This is a genomic window from Catenuloplanes nepalensis, from assembly GCF_030811575.1.
In the GTDB taxonomy this organism is placed as follows: domain Bacteria; phylum Actinomycetota; class Actinomycetes; order Mycobacteriales; family Micromonosporaceae; genus Catenuloplanes; species Catenuloplanes nepalensis.
In genome coordinates this window covers 8,228,943-8,244,565 of record NZ_JAUSRA010000001.1, presented here as the reverse complement: position 1 = coordinate 8,244,565, position 15,623 = coordinate 8,228,943, and the positions used below count along the sequence as shown (strand labels likewise).

The window sequence follows — 15,623 nt, the reverse complement described above, 5'->3', positions numbered from 1 at the left end:
CGTCTGCAACAACATTGTGGGCTCGCTCTGCGGGCTGGATCAGCGCTCGGTGGTGAGGCCGTCAAGGGCGACGCGGGTGCCGCGGCGCCAGACTGCTCGGGTGTTGAGCGTGTCGCTGATGGTGGTGGTCGGGTCGCCGTCGACGAGCAGCAGGTCCGCGCGCAGGCCGGGGGCGATGCGGCCGCGGTCGTCGAGGCTGAACCGGCGGGCGGGAGTGCTGGTGGCCGCGCGCAGGGCCTCGACCGGAGTGAGCCCGGCCCGTACGAGATATTGCAGCTCGTGATGGACGCTGGCGCCGTGGGCCAGACCGCCGAGGAAGGGCAGCGCCACCGACGCGTCAGTGCCGGCCAGGATGTCGACTCCGGCGTCGTGCAGGGCCTTGACGGAGGCGAGCACGCCGGCGAGGCTGCCCTGCGGGTAGTGGCCGAAGCTGGACCGCAGGGTCGCCATCCAGTCGTCGGGCAGCCGGGAGGCCACGCGGGGGTCGTCGGCGAGTTCGCCGCCGGTGATGCCCATCATCGAGGCGTTGAGGACCACGCACGGCACGACGAACGCGCCGGAACCGGCGATCAGTTCGATGATCTCGCCGGTGTGCGGCCGGTCCATGAACAGGTGTGCCAGGCCGCCGATCCCGGCCTCGATCGCCATCCGGGTGGCGTCGATGGTCAGCGCGTGAGCGACGGTGAGCATGCCGTGCCGTTCGGCCGCCGCGACGCCCGCATCAAGAGTCGCCTGGTCGAGCATGGGCAGTCCGGGATGACCCTCGACGCTGCCGTCGTCGACCATGAACTTGATGTAGTCCGAGCCGGACTCGACCAGCTGCGGGATGAATCCCACCACCTGCTCCGGTGTGGCGGAGAACGGCATCACCGGCGGCGGGCCGGCCGGTCGAGCACCCGGCGGCGGGGTCGCGCCGGGCGGCGGGCCGGGACGGAAGTCCGCGGGGAACAGCTCGCTGGGATGCCCGCCGGGCGGGGTGATCCCGAACCCGGACGAGCGCACGTCGGCGACCGTGTCGTTCTCGGTGATGTGCGCCCGGTCGTGCCGGGTGTTGGTGCCCTGCATCTCCAGCTCGGTCGTCACTCCGAACCGTAGAGCCAGGGCCAGGTTCGCCGGGTCGGTGTGCACGTGGGCGTCGATCAGGCCGGGCAGCAGCGTCGCACCCTTCGCGTCCACGATCGCCGCGTCCGCCGGCGGCTCACCGCCCACCGCAGTGATCCGGTCGCCGTCCAGAAGCACGGTCGTGGCATCGAGCACCGCGGTCCCGTCGAAGATTCGTACGTTGATGATGGCGGTTGTCATGGTGGTTCACCTTTCGGAATGCGATAGCCGCTGGGCATGGAGGTCGTGAAGCTGGTTCGTACGGATCCCTGGTGGCTCCGGTCCGGTCGGCACCCAGCCGGACGTACGGCCCGGGGGTGTCGCCATCAGCCCTGTGGGTCGGCGGTCACCGGCACGGGCCGGGAGCCGTCTGGGTGGCCTGCGCCGCCGCGCAGTGGCAGCTGCTTGATCGCGAGGGCGGCGGCCAGGCTGCCAGCGGCACGACAGCGACCGTGGCGAAGATGATCTGGATGCTGTCGGGGTGGCAGACATGGGAACTCCTCGAGACCATCAGCCGAACGAACGCGTTCGTTAGAAAAGTACAGTATTAAAACTCGTTCGCAACGAACGCGTTCGTCACAGTTCGGTCGCTAGCCCCTGCTTCACGGATCTCCCGCACCGCCGGCTGACTCGCCAAGACCATCAACCGCTGACCGGTGCGCAACACCACACCGGGATTCACGCCTTCAACGCGTGAATCCCGGTTCGCCCACCAACCCGTAGGTCAATGGGTGGACGGGGTCGCGATGATCTCCGTGCGGTCGCCGGACCACAGGGTGTGGAAGGTGCCGGGTTTGTCGATGCGCTGGTAGGTGTGGGCGCCGAAGTAGTCGCGCTGGCCCTGGATCAGTGCGGCGGGGAGCCGGTCGGCGGTGAGCGTGTCGTAGTAGGCCAGGGCGGAGGAGAAGCCGGGGACCGGGACACCGGAGGCCACGGCCGTCCCGACGATGCGGCGCCAGGCAGCCTCGCCGCCGGCGATGGCCTGGGCGAAGTAGGGGTCGGCGAGCAGGGTTTGCAGTGTGGGGGTGTTCTGGTACGCGTCGACGATGCGGTTGAGGAATCGGGCGCGGATGATGCAACCGCCTCGCCAGATCTTGGCGATGGCGCTGAGGTCGACGTCCCAGCCGTATTGCTGTGCGCCGGCGACGATGAGGTCGAATCCCTGCGCGTAGGCCACCACCTTGGACGCGTACAGGGCCGCGCGTACGTCGTCGTGGAAGGAGTCGGGCACGGGCGCGGGTTCGGGCCGGGGGCCGGTGATGGCTTGCACGGCGGCGCGTTGGGCTTTTCGGGAGCTGACGGCGCGGGCGAAGACGGCTTCGCCGATGCCGGATACCGGGGTGCCGAGTCCGACGGCGTTCTGCACGGTCCATACCCCGGTGCCCTTGGATCCGGCCTGGTCGGCGATCACGTCCACCAGTGGCCGGCCGGTCTCCGCGTCGGTCTGTTTGAGCACTTCGGCGGTGATCTCGATCAGGTACGACTCCAGGTCGCCCTGGTTCCAGGTGGTGAAGATGTCAGCCAGTTCCCGGGTGTCGCTGCCGCCGATGCGGCGCATCAGGTCGTAGGCCTCGGCGATGAGTTGCATGTCGGCGTATTCGATGCCGTTGTGGACCATCTTGACGAAGTGGCCGGCTCCGTCGTGGCCGACGTGGGTGACACACGGCTCGCCGTCGGCGACGGCGGCGATCGAGGTGAGGATCGGGCCGAGGGTCTGCCAGGCCTCGTCGGAGCCGCCGGGCATGAGCGACGGTCCGTTGAGCGCGCCCTCCTCGCCGCCGGAGATGCCGATACCGACGAAGTTGATGTCCTTGGCGCGGAGTTGCTTCTCGCGGCGGATGGTGTCGGTGAAGTTGGCGTTGCCGCCGTCGACGATGATGTCGCCCGGTTCGAAGCGCTCGGCGAGCTGGTCGATGACGGCATCGGTGCCCGCGCCGGCCTGCACCATGATGATCGCGGTGCGCGGCCGGGTCAGGGAGCCGACGAAGTCGTCGATCGTCTCGGCGGGGACCAGGCCGAGGTGACCGTGCTGGTCGATCAGGTCGCTGGTGCGGGCGTAGGTGCGGTTGTAGACGGCGACGGTGTTTCCTTCTCGCGATGCGAGGTTGCGCGCGAGGTTGGAGCCCATCACGGCCAGACCGATGACGCCGATGTTGGCTTGCGGAGTGGTTGTCATGACGATTCCCTTTCAACGCCGGTGTGGCAGCGGGCAGTTTCTCGACCTTCTTGGCGGTCGCGGTCGCAGTCGCGGTGGCGGTGGCGGGGCGCCAGGGGCGAGCGGCCGGCGGCTGCCCGGACGGGTCGCCCATCTGTTGCGGGCCCGCGGTGGCATTCGCCTTTCGGGGCGCCGGTCACGCCGAGGTCAGACGGGCCGTGGGACGGCTGACGGCGTGCGCCACGGGCGGGGCCACGCATCGAGCACGCCCCCGGAACCAGGCTGCCGACGTCTGCGCAGGGACCTGAGAGGGTGGTTCGAGATCGTTTGGGTTGATCTATGCGTTGAGTCCGTTTGGAGATCGTTCTACGGGTTCATGATAGATAGTGATCACTCGATGGCGTGAAGGGTGAATCTTGGTCGCGTCCCGTGGCCGGGGTGGGGTGTTGGCCCGGTCATGGGTGATCGGAAGCCGTATCCGAGTGACGTCAGCGATGCGCAGTGGGCGTTGATCGGCCCGTTTCTGGACGTGTGGCGGGCGGGGCGGGTGTCGGTCGCGGGCCGGACCGGTGAGCAGGATCTGCGGGAGGTCGTGAACGCGATCCTGTATCAGAACCGGACCGGCTGCCAGTGGGCGTATCTGCCGCATGACCTGCCACAGAAGCCGGTGGTCTACTACTACTTCGGGTTGTGGCGTGATGACGGCACCGACGCGGTCATCCATGATCTGCTGCGGTGCCAGGCCCGGCAGAAGGCCGGCCGGGCCGAGGACCCGACCATGGTGGTGCTGGACACCCAGTCGGTGCGGGCCGCGAACCACGTCCCGGCTGCCACGACCGGCAAAGACGCGGGGAAGAAGGTTCCGGGCCGTAAGCGGGGCCTGGCCGTGGATGCTCTCGGGTTGATCGTCGCCGTGGTCGTGGCCGCCGCGTCGGTGACCGACAACGTCATCGGGATTCGGCTGCTGGACAAGGTCGCCGCGCACGCCCCGACCGTCACGGTCGCGATGGTCGACGCCGGGTTCAAACAGGACGTCGCCGTCCACGGCGCCGTGACAGGTATCGACGTCGAGGTCGTCAAACGCTCCGACACGATGCCGGGGTTCGTGCCGGTGAAGAAGCGGTGGATCGTCGAGCAGGTCTACGGCACCCTGATGCTGCACCGCCGCCTGGCGCGTGAGTACGAGAGCCGCCCGGAATCGAGCGTGTCCCGCACGCTCTGGGCATCGATAGCGAACATGGCCCGCCGCCTGACCGGGACCAGCACCCCGACCTGGCGAGACCGGTAACGGGCCCGCTGATGCACCTGGACACGATCCTCGACCTGATCACCGCGCAGGAGACCACCGCGACGCAGACCGCGCAGCGGCTGCGCGAGCAGATCAGCGCGCTCACCACCGAACTGGACCGCACCGACCGTGAACTGGCCGACCTCGCCACCACCCGGACCACCCTGAAAACAATCGCCGCGGCCCAGTTCACCGCCGAGGAACCGATCGTGATCAGCTCCGCCTACCAGCAGATCCTCACCATCCTCGGCACCGCACCCGACGGCATCCGCGCCAAGGGCATCTGCCTCGCCCTCGACATCGAACCCACACCGGCACACGTCGAAGGCACCCGCGCGAAGCTCAAACGCCTGGTCCACCACAAACTCGTGACCGAGACCGAACCCGGACTGTTCACCCTCACCCAGAAACGGACGTAATCTCCCTTACCGCCCTCTGAGGGCTGCCCGATTTCAGGCGGCCGGGGTGTGCCAGTCCTGCTTGGCTGCCCACTGTTCGAGGGTGGTCGTGGTCAGTCCGTAGCGGGCGGCGTGGTGGGGGCGTGCGGGGTAGCCGACAAGGTCGTTCCAGATCTGGGAGTACGCCGCGGATGCACTGAGGCGCTGGGCCTGCTCCTCTGGAGAGACATAGACAGCGGTGATCTCGCGGCCGGCGGCCTTGGTGAGGGTGTCGGCGATGTCGGTGGTTGTCAGCGCGTCGCCGGCGAGGTCGATCTCGGCCTCGTGGAATGTGCCGGGGTCGGCCACGGCTGCGGCGACGGCTGCTCCGAAGTCGTCGGTGTTGATGAGTGCCAGTACGGTCTGCGGGCTCGTGGCGGTGACCAGCTTGCCCTGAGGCAGATCGGGGTACTGGTAGTCCAGCTTGGGCCGGAGGTAGTTCTCCATGAAGAGGGCGGGCTTGAAGATGGTCCAGTGGTCGAGGCCCGACTGCCGGATCGCGTCCTCCGCGGCTTCTTTCTCGTCCCAGTACGCCTTCATCAACGGGTCGGTCACCTCGACGTCCGGGTGCAGGCTGCGCCACCCGGTCGACGACACCGATGTGTGGATGATCTGAGTGACGCCGGCCCGCTTGGCGGCGGTGGCGATGTTGCGGGCCTGGCGTGGCTCGGCGCCGGGGTCGGCCGGGTTGACGCCGGCCTGCACGGAGAACACCGCGTCGTGTCCGGCGCCGGCGGCCTCCAGGGAGGCGGCGTCGTTCAGGTCTCCGGTGGCGAGGGCGACGCCTTGTTCGGCGAGAGCCTGAGCGGCAGCCGACGAGGGGTTACGCACGAACGCGGTCACGGGGTGTCCTGCGCGCAGGAGCGCCTGGACCGCGGCGCCGCCCTGCATCCCGGTCGCCCCGGTGACCAGAACCTTTGCCTTGTTCTCGGATGTCACAGCGCGCCCTGCTTTCGGTTGACTAATCGGTTGACATGCGGGCAAAACGATCCGCAAACCGGATACATTATCGTATCGAGTCATTGTTGTTCTCAGTTGTGGGCTGCGTGACCGGAGGCCCGCCGGTGGCCGGCTTAGCAGATCTGGCCGTGGAATGGAGCAGCCGGCCGGAAGGGCTTCAGCGCGGTGCGAGCAGGAGACGATTCCCTCGCGCCGCCCGGCGATGTACCGCTCACGCCGGGTTTCCGCGATCCGGGGTAACGAGCGGTCGTGGCGGCCGGCACCGCCGGGACGCGACACCCGAGGGGTGCAGGCCCGCCGAATTGTGGTCGGCGTCAGCGACCAGATCCTCGCGCGAGGCCCAACGACGGTAGACGGCGGGCTTGGCCACCCCCGCGCGCGGGGGTGCGCCCATGGTGAGATCCTCTACCTCCCACGAACAGGTCTAGTACTGCTACGGCGGATCACGACTTCGAGTAGTTCTGGATCGTTTGCCAGGCGTGGTGACGGTTGCGCAGGTAGAGGGCTGGGATGACGCGTTCAGGGAGTTCTTCCTCGAGTTTTCGCATCATTTCGGGCGGGTGGAGACCCGCTGGCAGGCTTGTAAGTATCTGCGTGGGTTGATGGCGTCGCTGGAGCGGCGTAACGGCTGGACCCTGGCCGAGCAGGCCGGGGATGAGACTCCGGACTCGATGCAGGCGTTGCTGTGCAGTCCGTGTTTCGACCGGGACGCAGTCCGTGACCAGGTGCGGGCCGCCCTGGTCGCCGCGATCGGTGACCAGGGCGGAGTCCTGGTCGCTGACGAGACCGGGTTCATCAAGAAGGGTGTGTAATGCCGAGTTCGGCATTACTTGCCTTATGACGAGCCGACGGTTATGCCGCGGTCGATGCGGATGCCGGGTCGGCCGGCGGATGTTCGGCCTTCGACCGCGGCATAACCGTTGAGGGGTCGAGGTCAGAGCTGTTCGAGGAAGGCGAGTAGATCGTCGCCGGCCTGGTAGCGGGCGGGGTCGGTGTTCGGCGGGGTGGTCCGGGCGATGGCTTGTTCTTTGAGGGCCATGTCGGCGTGCAGGTAAATCCGGGTTGTGGTCGGGGATTCATGGCCGAGCCAGAGCGCGATAACGGTGATGTCGACGCCGGCGTGGAGCAGATTCATGGCAGCGGTGTGGCGCAGGGTGTGCGGGGTGACATGTTTGACCTGCAGTGATGGGCAGGTGCGGGCTGCAGTAGCGGCGTGTTTGGCCACGAGGCCGGCGACGGCGTCGTGGGACAAACGGGTGCCATGACGGGTCGTGAACAGGGGGCCGGTGTCGGCGGGCCGGGACGCGTTGAGCCAGTTGGTCAGGATGCTGACGGTGTGCGCGGTCAGCGGGGTGCAGCGGTCCTTGCGACCTTTGCCGCGGCAGTAGACATGCGCGCCGACACCGAGCCGGAGGTCACCAGCGGTGAGCGCGGTCAGTTCCGCGACCCGCAGGCCGGTTTGCGCGGCGAGAACAAGCAGAGCGTGATCCCGGCGGCCGTGCCACGTGGTGGTGTCAGGGGCGCCCAGCAGGGCATCGAGTTCGGCGGGGTTAAGGAAACTGACGATCGTGGAGGCGGTCCGTTTGGTCTGGATGGCCAGGACCCGGGCGATCAGGTCGGCGTGTTCCGGTGCGCGCAGGCTGACGTAACGGAACAGGGAGTGGATCGCGGCGAGGCGGTTGTTGCGGGTGGCGACGCTGTTGCCGCGCGTCGTTTCCAGGTGGTGCAGGAACTCGCCGATGGCGACGGCGTCCAGGTCGGTCAGGTCGAGCTGGGCAGGGAGTTTCCCGGTCTGCTGGTGGACGTGGGTGAGCAGCAGCCGCAGGGCGTCGCGGTAGGAGACGATGGTGTGCGGGCTGGCGCCGTATTGGGTCATCAGCCGGTCGGTGAAGAACGTCTGCAGCAGCGGTGCGAGCGCGGTCATGGCCTGACCGCCTCGCTTCGGGCGACTGAGGTGACCTGCTGGGCTGCCGCGTCGAGGCGTTGCGCGGCCAGGGCCAGCAGTTGCGGGGTGGCCTGCAGATACCAGTAGGTGGCTTCCGGGCTGTTGTGGCCGAGGAACGCTGAGAGCACCGGAAGCCGTGCCGACACGTCGACGCCGGCGGAATACCAGTTGATCAGGACGTTGACCGCGAACGTGTGCCTCAGGTCGTGAATGCGGGGACGGCGGCGTCCGGGCGGGGTATGGATGTCGGCGGTGGCCAGGAGCCTGGTGAAGATTTGATGCACGCCGCGATGCTGGACTCGCCGGCCGGTGGTTGTCAGGAAGAAACCGGGAGAGACCGGGGTGGGGCAGAGCCGGTCGCGGCGTGCGGCATAGCCGGCGAGCATTGTCACTGTGGTCAGGTGCAGCGGGACCAGGCGCGTCTGGTCGTTCTTGCCGGTCACCGTCACCGCCGCCGCGTGCGGGTCGATGTTCTCGCGGTTGAGGGCGAGGGCTTCACCCACGCGCAGGCCGCTGGCGGCCAGCAGGCTGATCAGCGCTTGCATCGTGGCTGCGGGCAGCGGCGCGGCGATCGTGCCCGCCGCGTGCACCAACGCCGCGACCTCCTCAACCGAGTAGTGGTAGGGAGTCGGTCGATGCGCCCGGCCGGGCAGCAGCCCGGGCGGTGGGACCTGGCAGTCCGGGTCGAACGCGGCCAGGTGGCGGGCAAAGCCGCGCACTATCGCGAGTCGCTGACGCTTGCGCGCGGCGGTGATGCCGTCGGGCTCACTCGCCCACCCCAGCGCCGTGGCGATGGTGACGGTCGGCTGGCCGGTGTTATCGAGCCGGTCGGCGAACTCCAGCAGCGACCGGCCCTCGCTGCGCAGCTTGAAGCCCAGACTGCGGCGCATCGCCAGGTACTGCTCTGCCCGGGTGCGGATGCTCATCGCGGCGCTCCTTGCGGGCAGGGCCTGGCCAACTCGGCCAGCCGCGCCTGGTCCAGCCGGGCATAGATCGCGGTGGTGCGCTGCTGGGCATGCCTCAGCAGCTGCCCGATCTCCTGCATTGACGCGCCGGCCGCGAGTAGATCGCAGGCCGCCGCGTGTCGCATCCCGTGCGGCCCGAACCGCGACACCCCGGCCCGCGCGCAAGCAGCGCCGACCAGCACGGTGACCGACGAGGTCGCCAGCCCGGTGAACGGCGCCTTCACCGTGATGAACACGCTCCGCGCGGTGGTGGCCGGTCTGGCGTGCAGCAGGTAGTCGGCGATCGCCGCGCCGACATCAGCCGGCAACGGCAACACATCGACCCGGCCGCCCTTGCCATGAAGAGTCAACTCGCCTGCCCGCCAGTCGATGTCGGCCAACTCCAGTCGGGCCACCTCACCGCCGCGCACTGCCAGCCGGGCCAGCATCAGCAGAATCGCGTAGTCCCGACGGCCGACCGCGCTGCCGCGATCGCAGCCGGCCAGCACCGCCCGGACCTGCTCGCCATCCGCCCGCTGGCGGGCCATGTTGCGGGGCCGGCCCCGCCCAGCCGGGACCGCACCGGCCAACCCGGTCGGAACGCGCCCGGACAGGTGCAAGAACCGCAGCAGCGATCGCAGCGCGGGCAGCGTCACCATGTCCAACGCCGGACTATGCCGTCGTGTGCTCCAGCCCCGCACGAAGTCGATGACCTGCCCGGCCGACAGCCCCGGCAGCGCTTCCTCCAACGGCCCAGCCAGCCCGGTCAAGAACGTCCGAGCGCATCGCAGATAGTGCTTCACCGTTCCCGCGGCCAGCCCGCGTTCGTCTTCCAAGTACCGGCGGTAATCGCCCAACAACACATCCACCGGCATCACCGCGGCGATCACTACGGACGGCGGGATCGCCCCGAGCCTGCGCAGATACCCGAGCGCCGGCGCCAACGCCCGGTCGCCGGTCCCGGCCCGGACACCAACCGACCGGCGTTGCTGCTGAAACTCCCGCACGAGCATGCTGGTCAACTCGCTCGTGACCAAGCCTCGCTCGACCAGCCAGCGGCTCAGGTCCGCCAACCGGTGCACATGATCGGCGATGGTGTCCGGTGAGAATCCTTGCCCCACCAGGTTTTCGCGCAGCCCGTCAGCGAACGGCGCGAACGGTCCCGGCACCACGATCCGACGGCGACGCCGTCCCACATTCTCCGAGTCCATGGTGTTCTCCTGTCTGTCGATGGACCCATCGACCAAACACGAGAAACCCTCGACCACGACGGACAACCATTGCGTAATGCCGCCCGACGTCCGGCCAATCAGCGCGCTGACCAGCACCGGTTAGGCGTGACGCGGCATAACCGTCGGCTCGTCATAAGGCAAGGGTTCGGCCGGGGTCCAGCGGCAGTACACCGGTACCAGCGGCAAGGTCGACAACTGCCAGGTCGGGGTGTTCCTGGCGTATCACACCCGGCACGGCCGGGCGTTGATCGACCGGGAGTTGTATCTGCCGCAGTCCTGGACCACCGATCGGGACCGCTGCCGCCGGGCGCACGTCCCGGACGAGGTGGAGTTCGCCACCAAGCCCGAGCAGGCACAGTCCATGCTGGAACGGGCGGTGCAGGCGAAGGTGCCGTTCGCCTGGTTCACCGGCGACGAGGCGTATGGGCAGCATCGCAAGCTGCGGGAATGGTGCGAAGAACACGACATCGCGTATGTGCTGGCCACCCGCAAGGATCATGAAGTGCCGTCCGGGCTGAACACCACCACCCGTGTCGACGAACTGATCGGTAAGGTCCGGGCCGGGGCGTGGCGGCGGATGTCCTGCGGTGACGGCGCCCACGGGCCGCGCGTCTACGACTGGGTCAGCGTCCCGATCCGCGCCGAGTTTGCGCAAGGGCGCCGCGGCTGGGTCCTGGCCCGCCGCAGCATCAGCACCGGCGAGCTGGCCTACTACGTGTGTTTCGGGGCGCGGGGCACCCGGCTACGCACCCTGGTGGCGACCGCGGGCGCGAGGTGGGCGGTCGAGGAGAGTTTCCAGACGGCCAAGAACGAGGTCGGGATGGACCAGTACCAGGTCCGCCGCTACGACGCCTGGTACGCCCACATCACCCTGGCCATGGCCGCCGCCGCGTTCCTAACCCTCATCCGCGCCACCGAAGCCGCTACCAGCAAACCCCCGGCCAGGCGAACGAAGACAGCCTGATCCCGCTGACCAGCAACGAGATCAGGCGCCTGTTCGCCACCCTCATCCTGACCGTCACGCATACAACCAAGCACGTGCTGGCCTGGTCAGACTTCCGCCGGCTCTGCATACGACGAGCCCGCGACACCCACTACCGCAAACGACTCGAACGCCTCGAAGGGTACGAACCGCCGTAGCAGTACTAGGACCGTCGCTGTGCTCGTGGAGCTGGACGGTTGCGCAAGTTCAGCGGCGTTCAGGCAGTGACGGTGCTCCAGTCTTGCTGTGCTGCCCACTGCGCGAAGGTCGTCGTGGTCAGACCGTAGGCGGCGGCGTGGTGGGGGCGTGCGGGGTAGCCGACCCGGTCGTTGAAGACGTCGCCGAACGCTGCGGATGCGCCGGAGCGCTGCGTGACCTCTTCCAGGGAGATGAAGTCGGTCGTGATCTCACGGCCGGTGGCCTGGGAGAGGATGTCGGCCATCCGCGGGTAGGTCAGCGCATCGCCGGCGAGTTCGATTTCGGCTTCGTGGAACCTGTCGGGCTCGGCGACGGCGGCAGCTACAGCGGCACCGAGGTCGTCGGCGCAGATGAGCGCCAGCTCGGTCTGCGGGCTCATGGCGGTGACCAGCTTCCCTTGAGGCAGGTCGGGGGCCATGTACTCCTGCCTGGGCGGGAGGAAGTTCTCCATGTACCAGGCGGGCTTGAAGATGGTCCAGCGCGGCAGCCCTGAGCGCCGGATCACGTCCTCGGTCTTCTCCTTCTGGTTCCAGTACTCCTTCATCACCGGGTCGGTCACCTCGACGTCCGGGTGCTGGCTGCGCCACCCGGTCGCCGACACCGACGTGTGCAGCAGCTGAGTGCCGGCGGCCTGGGCGGCGGTGACGATGTTGCCGGCCTGGCGGGACTCGGCGGGATCGGCCGGGTCGACACTGGCCAGCTGCACGGAGAAGACCGCGTCGTGTCCGACGGCGGCCGCCTGCAGGGAGGCGACGTCCTCCAGGTCCCCGGTGGCCAGAACGGCACCCTGGGCGGCCAGGGCCTGGGCGGCGGTCGAGGAGGGGTTGCGCACGAGGGCGGTGACGGGGTGTCCTGCGCGCAGGAGCGCGTGGGCGACGGCGCCGCCCTGCATTCCGGTTGCCCCGGTGACCAGTACCTTGGCCTTGTCGTTCGATGTCATGGCAAGCCTTACTTTCGCTTGATCGTTGAAGGTCAGTTGAAACGCAGAACGGCCGGTGGCCGTCGAACGTGGTGCAGCATCGCCACGCCCGGCCAGGGCTGAGGTGGCCGGGGCGCTGGGTCCTTGGCTTAGAACACCAGCACGGGGCGGCCTCGCACGCCGCCCTCCTCGACGAGCCGGTGCGCTTCGGCGACCTGTTCCAGCGGGTAGGTGCCCGCGACGCGCAGTGTGAGGGCACCGGACTCGGCCTGGTCACGCAGGCGCGTCAGAGCTGCCGTGTCGCGGATGCGGTCGTAGACGAAGACGGGGAACCAGCTCACCCCACGGTCGGTGTTGCCGGTGAACCCTTTGACCGTCGCGATCACGCCGCCGTCGCGTACCGCTGCGGCCACCGCCTCGCCCACCGATCCGCCGTCGATGACCCCGTCCGCGCCGTCGGGGCGCAGACGGCGGACCCCATCGGGGAACCCGTCACCGCGCGGGAGCACGTGATCGGCACCCAGGCTGGTGACGAGGTCACGGTCCTTGTCCGCGGCGTCGGCGATGACCGTCAGCCCGGCCGCCTTGGCCAACTGCACGGCGTAACCACCGATCCCACCGGCGGCACCGGTCACCGCCACCGTCGCTCCCGGCGCCAAGTTCAGCGCGTCCAGGCCCATCTGCGCGGTCAGCGCGGCCATCAGCAAGGTCGAGGCCGCCGTCAGGTCGACCCCCTTCGGCGCGAGGACCACCTGTTCCGCCGGCACGACCACGTACTGCGCCTGCCCACCCTGGTCCAGCTTCGGCTCCGTCACCGCGATCACCTCGGCGCCGACGGTCAACTCCGGACGGGTTCCGTCTCCGACCTCATCGATCGTCCCGGCCACCTCCCAGCCCACGACGTACACCTCCGACGGTGGGTTCGTCTCCGGGCTGTACTTGGCGGAGAGCCCGCTGCGAATGTTGGCGTCGGCCGGGTGCACGGCCGCGGCAGCCACCCGGATCCGCACCTGCCCCGATCCCGCATGCGGCTCGGGCAGCTCCAGCACCCGCATGACCTCACGACCGCCGAACTCGGTGAAACCTACGGCCCTCACTACGCCACCTCACTTTGAATCGCGCATCTCAACCCGATACATGAATGTTCCGGGTATTCACTGACGGTAGCAGCCTAGCTATACTCAAGACAAGATGGTCCCAGTTCACGAGGAGAGCTCCATGTCTCAACCCGGTGCCCAGCTGCGGCGGCCCCCCGGCGTCTCCGGACCGCCCCGCGACCCCGCCCGGGACGCCCTGATCCTGCGGGCGTCGACGGAGTTGCTCGTCGAGGGCGGCTACCCGGCCTTGACCATGGACAAGGCCGCGGCACGAGCGGGAGTGGGCAAGGCGACCGTGTACCGGCGCTGGCAGTCGCGCGCCGAACTCGCCGCCGAAGCCCTCAGCCACGCGGGACTCACCGACGACGTCGTGCCGGTCATCATCGGCAGCGGGCGCCTGCGCGACGAGCTCTTCGCCACCCTGGTCAGCATCACGGGCGGTCAGGACACCTCCCGGGTCGACCTGGTCGCGGCCCTGCTGGACACGGCCCGCCAGGAGCCGGAGCTGTGCAGCCTCATCCGAGTGCGCTACGTCGACTCCCTGCACCAGGCTCTCACCGGCGTGCTGGACCACGCGGTGCAACGTGGCGACCTTCCCGCCCGACGCAACCAAACGCAGAATGGACACCCGATCGCGGTCTCCGCCGCCATCGCCCTCCTCATCCACTGGGGGGCCGTCCACGACCGCCCGATCAGTGACGACGACATCGCACAGATCGTCGACGGCGTCCTCATGCCTCTGCTCCGATAACCCTCAGCCCTGCACCGCGCCCGGTCGAATGATCCCGTGCGGTCACTCCCGCCGGGCCCACCTGCCACGACTGGGCACACCCTGGAACGAATGAGCTGGACTCGGTTCAGGGCCTCATTCGATCTCAGAAGCTCGTTCTCACTCAGACGTCGCGCAGAGGTCACCAGGGTTGCCGGGTTAACGCTGCTCGGCGCCGGGATCGGCCGGGTCGACGCCCGGCATCTGCATGGAGAAGACCGCGTCGTGTCCGGCGCTGGCAGCCTCCAGAGATGCAGCGTCGTCCAGATCTCCGGCCGCGAGAGCGACGCCATGCCCGGCGAGCGCCTGAGCGGCAGCCGACGACGGGTCACGCACGAACGCGGTCACGGGGTGTCCCGCACGCAGGAGGGCCTGGACGGCGGCGCCACCCTGCATCCCGGTCGCCCCGGTGATCAACACTTTCGCCTTGTTCTCGGATGTCACAGCACGTCCTACCTTTCGGTGGTTCGGGTCAAGTCGGCAGTCGTCCGCTAACCAGATACATTACCGTATCGAGTCATGGTTGTACCTAGTTGAAACTCTGCCTCGTCAGAGGCGGACCGAGCGGGTACACCGCGGAATCCAGCAGCCGGCCGAAAAGGGATTCAGCTGGTGGGGGTTGCGCCGATCAGAGGCAGCACCTGGTCCATGAGGCAAGCGATCCCCTCCACGTCGAGGACGGCGTCGAGCAGTTTTCTGCAGGATCAGCACTGCTACGACTGCGACGATCTCCAGCCGGCCTGGCGCCGGCAGGCGCTCGACGACCTACCCGCGATTCTCGCCCCGCGTGGCGGCGACCTTCATCCTCACTCGCGGTTACTCACCGTAGTTCGAGAAGGTGGCTGTGGTAGCTTCCTCACCGCCTCAAAGGCCCAGCTCAGCTGCGCGATCCACTATGGAGGCGACAGCTTTCGACACACGATCACCATCCGATCACCACGCTCCCAACCAGTGGGATGATCCGAGCCGGGAGTGGGAAACAAAAAAGCCCGTGACCCTTGTTTCCGCAGTTCACGGCCTTGATCTTCTGTGCGCCCGAAGGGACTCGAAACCCTAACCTTCTGATCCGCGGCTCTGATCCAAAACCCACCGCGTGGAGGAGGTTCTCGCGGTCGCCCACTCACGGATTGGATCGAGGTGTACGGCGTGGTAGCCCTCGGATTCGGCCCAGGTGAGCAGGTCGTCCAGCTCCTGCGACGGGCCGGCGTCGGCCAGAATCCACGCCCGATAACGCCAGGCCCGGGCCTTGAACAGCCCTTCCGGGTTCCTCAGCGTCGTCTCCCGGTCGAGCACGCTCAGCTGGGCGGGAAGCTGCTCCTCGACAGCACGCTCAAGCAGATCGATCATGTCTGGAAGAGTTCGCTCGGTCAGCAGCCAAGTTTCCTCGCGATCCGGGCCGGGGACACGGAGCCGGTCGAACCGGAGCAGGTCGGTGGTAGCCGGCAGATCATCGGCGCTAAGAGCACGGCGGCGCTTCGACGCCTCCCACATCGGCCCCAGCACGAGGCCGATGTTGAGGTAGAAACCGACCGTGCCAGGCCCCATGCCAGAGGCCCGCTGCATCTCGACGAGGACCGCGTCGCCCGCCGGTGACCA

13 protein-coding genes and 2 pseudogenes are annotated in these 15,623 nt (G+C 68.3%); 5 read left to right on the top strand and 10 right to left on the bottom strand.

What is annotated here, in order from left to right:
* Positions 1-39: 39 nt before the first annotated feature.
* The gene (locus tag J2S43_RS35810; protein WP_306836758.1) at positions 40-1,302 is read right to left on the bottom strand and encodes an amidohydrolase family protein; all 1,263 of its coding nucleotides are present in this window, start codon (positions 1,300-1,302) and stop codon (positions 40-42) included.
* 523 nt (positions 1,303-1,825) lie between these two features.
* Entirely contained in the window at positions 1,826-3,277 is a 1,452-nt protein-coding gene (gnd, locus tag J2S43_RS35805; RefSeq protein WP_306836755.1) for an NADP-dependent phosphogluconate dehydrogenase, read from the bottom strand.
* Between the two features lie 436 nt (positions 3,278-3,713).
* Between gnd and J2S43_RS35800 the strand changes: the two genes are divergently transcribed.
* Together J2S43_RS35800 and J2S43_RS35795 are read left to right on the top strand one after the other, a co-directional pair.
* On the top strand, positions 3,714-4,544 hold the full coding sequence (locus J2S43_RS35800; RefSeq protein WP_306828527.1) for an IS5 family transposase: 831 nt from the start codon (positions 3,714-3,716) through the stop codon (positions 4,542-4,544).
* An 11-nt stretch (positions 4,545-4,555) separates the two neighbouring features.
* On the top strand, positions 4,556-4,963 hold the full coding sequence (locus tag J2S43_RS35795; RefSeq protein ID WP_306828526.1) for a hypothetical protein: 408 nt from the start codon (positions 4,556-4,558) through the stop codon (positions 4,961-4,963).
* Positions 4,964-4,996: 33 nt separating this feature from the next.
* Here J2S43_RS35795 and J2S43_RS35790 read toward each other — a convergent pair whose 3' ends face one another.
* On the bottom strand, positions 4,997-6,004 hold the full coding sequence (locus J2S43_RS35790; RefSeq protein ID WP_306836753.1) for an NmrA/HSCARG family protein: 1,008 nt from the start codon (positions 6,002-6,004) through the stop codon (positions 4,997-4,999).
* 419 nt (positions 6,005-6,423) lie between these two features.
* Here J2S43_RS35790 and J2S43_RS35785 point away from each other — a divergent pair.
* Positions 6,424-6,747 (top strand): annotated as a pseudogene (locus tag J2S43_RS35785) (transposase); the annotation flags it as partial.
* A 128-nt stretch (positions 6,748-6,875) separates the two neighbouring features.
* On the opposite strand, the gene J2S43_RS35780 reads toward J2S43_RS35785, so the two are convergent.
* Genes J2S43_RS35780 through J2S43_RS35770 form a run of 3 tightly spaced genes read right to left on the bottom strand, consistent with a single transcriptional unit; the run spans position 6,876 to position 10,158 of the window.
* Entirely contained in the window at positions 6,876-7,865 is a 990-nt protein-coding gene (locus J2S43_RS35780) for a tyrosine-type recombinase/integrase (protein WP_306836749.1), read from the bottom strand.
* The gene (locus tag J2S43_RS35775; RefSeq protein WP_306836748.1) at positions 7,862-8,812 is read right to left on the bottom strand and encodes a tyrosine-type recombinase/integrase; all 951 of its coding nucleotides are present in this window, start codon (positions 8,810-8,812) and stop codon (positions 7,862-7,864) included. Before J2S43_RS35775 ends, J2S43_RS35780 begins: the two co-directional genes overlap by 4 nt.
* Positions 8,809-10,158 (bottom strand): site-specific integrase, encoded by a 1,350-nt coding sequence (locus tag J2S43_RS35770; RefSeq protein WP_306836746.1) that lies wholly within the window; start codon positions 10,156-10,158, stop codon positions 8,809-8,811. Before J2S43_RS35770 ends, J2S43_RS35775 begins: the two co-directional genes overlap by 4 nt.
* Before the next feature lie 40 nt (positions 10,159-10,198).
* On the opposite strand from J2S43_RS35770, the pseudogene J2S43_RS35765 reads away from it, so the two are divergent.
* A pseudogene (locus tag J2S43_RS35765) lies at positions 10,199-11,026 on the top strand (IS701 family transposase); the annotation flags it as partial.
* A gap of 235 nt (positions 11,027-11,261) precedes the next feature.
* On the opposite strand, the gene J2S43_RS35760 reads toward J2S43_RS35765, so the two are convergent.
* Both J2S43_RS35760 and J2S43_RS35755 read right to left on the bottom strand, forming a co-directional pair.
* Positions 11,262-12,182: an NmrA family NAD(P)-binding protein gene (locus J2S43_RS35760; RefSeq protein ID WP_306836744.1), complete on the bottom strand. Its 921-nt coding sequence runs from the start codon at positions 12,180-12,182 to the stop codon at positions 11,262-11,264.
* A gap of 128 nt (positions 12,183-12,310) precedes the next feature.
* Complete coding sequence (locus tag J2S43_RS35755; protein ID WP_306836742.1) at positions 12,311-13,216, bottom strand: NADP-dependent oxidoreductase; 906 nt, start codon at positions 13,214-13,216, stop codon at positions 12,311-12,313.
* A gap of 163 nt (positions 13,217-13,379) precedes the next feature.
* On the opposite strand from J2S43_RS35755, the gene J2S43_RS35750 reads away from it, so the two are divergent.
* Positions 13,380-14,009 (top strand): TetR/AcrR family transcriptional regulator, encoded by a 630-nt coding sequence (locus J2S43_RS35750; RefSeq protein WP_306836740.1) that lies wholly within the window; start codon positions 13,380-13,382, stop codon positions 14,007-14,009.
* 177 nt (positions 14,010-14,186) lie between these two features.
* Here the strand turns inward: J2S43_RS35750 and J2S43_RS35745 are convergent, their stop codons facing one another.
* Both J2S43_RS35745 and J2S43_RS35740 read right to left on the bottom strand, forming a co-directional pair.
* Positions 14,187-14,471 carry an NmrA family NAD(P)-binding protein gene (locus tag J2S43_RS35745; RefSeq protein WP_306836738.1) on the bottom strand — a complete coding sequence of 95 codons (285 nt, stop codon included), beginning with the start codon at positions 14,469-14,471 and terminating at the stop codon, positions 14,187-14,189.
* A gap of 609 nt (positions 14,472-15,080) precedes the next feature.
* Positions 15,081-15,590 carry a hypothetical protein gene (locus J2S43_RS35740; RefSeq protein ID WP_306836736.1) on the bottom strand — a complete coding sequence of 170 codons (510 nt, stop codon included), beginning with the start codon at positions 15,588-15,590 and terminating at the stop codon, positions 15,081-15,083.
* Positions 15,591-15,623: the final 33 nt, after the last annotated feature.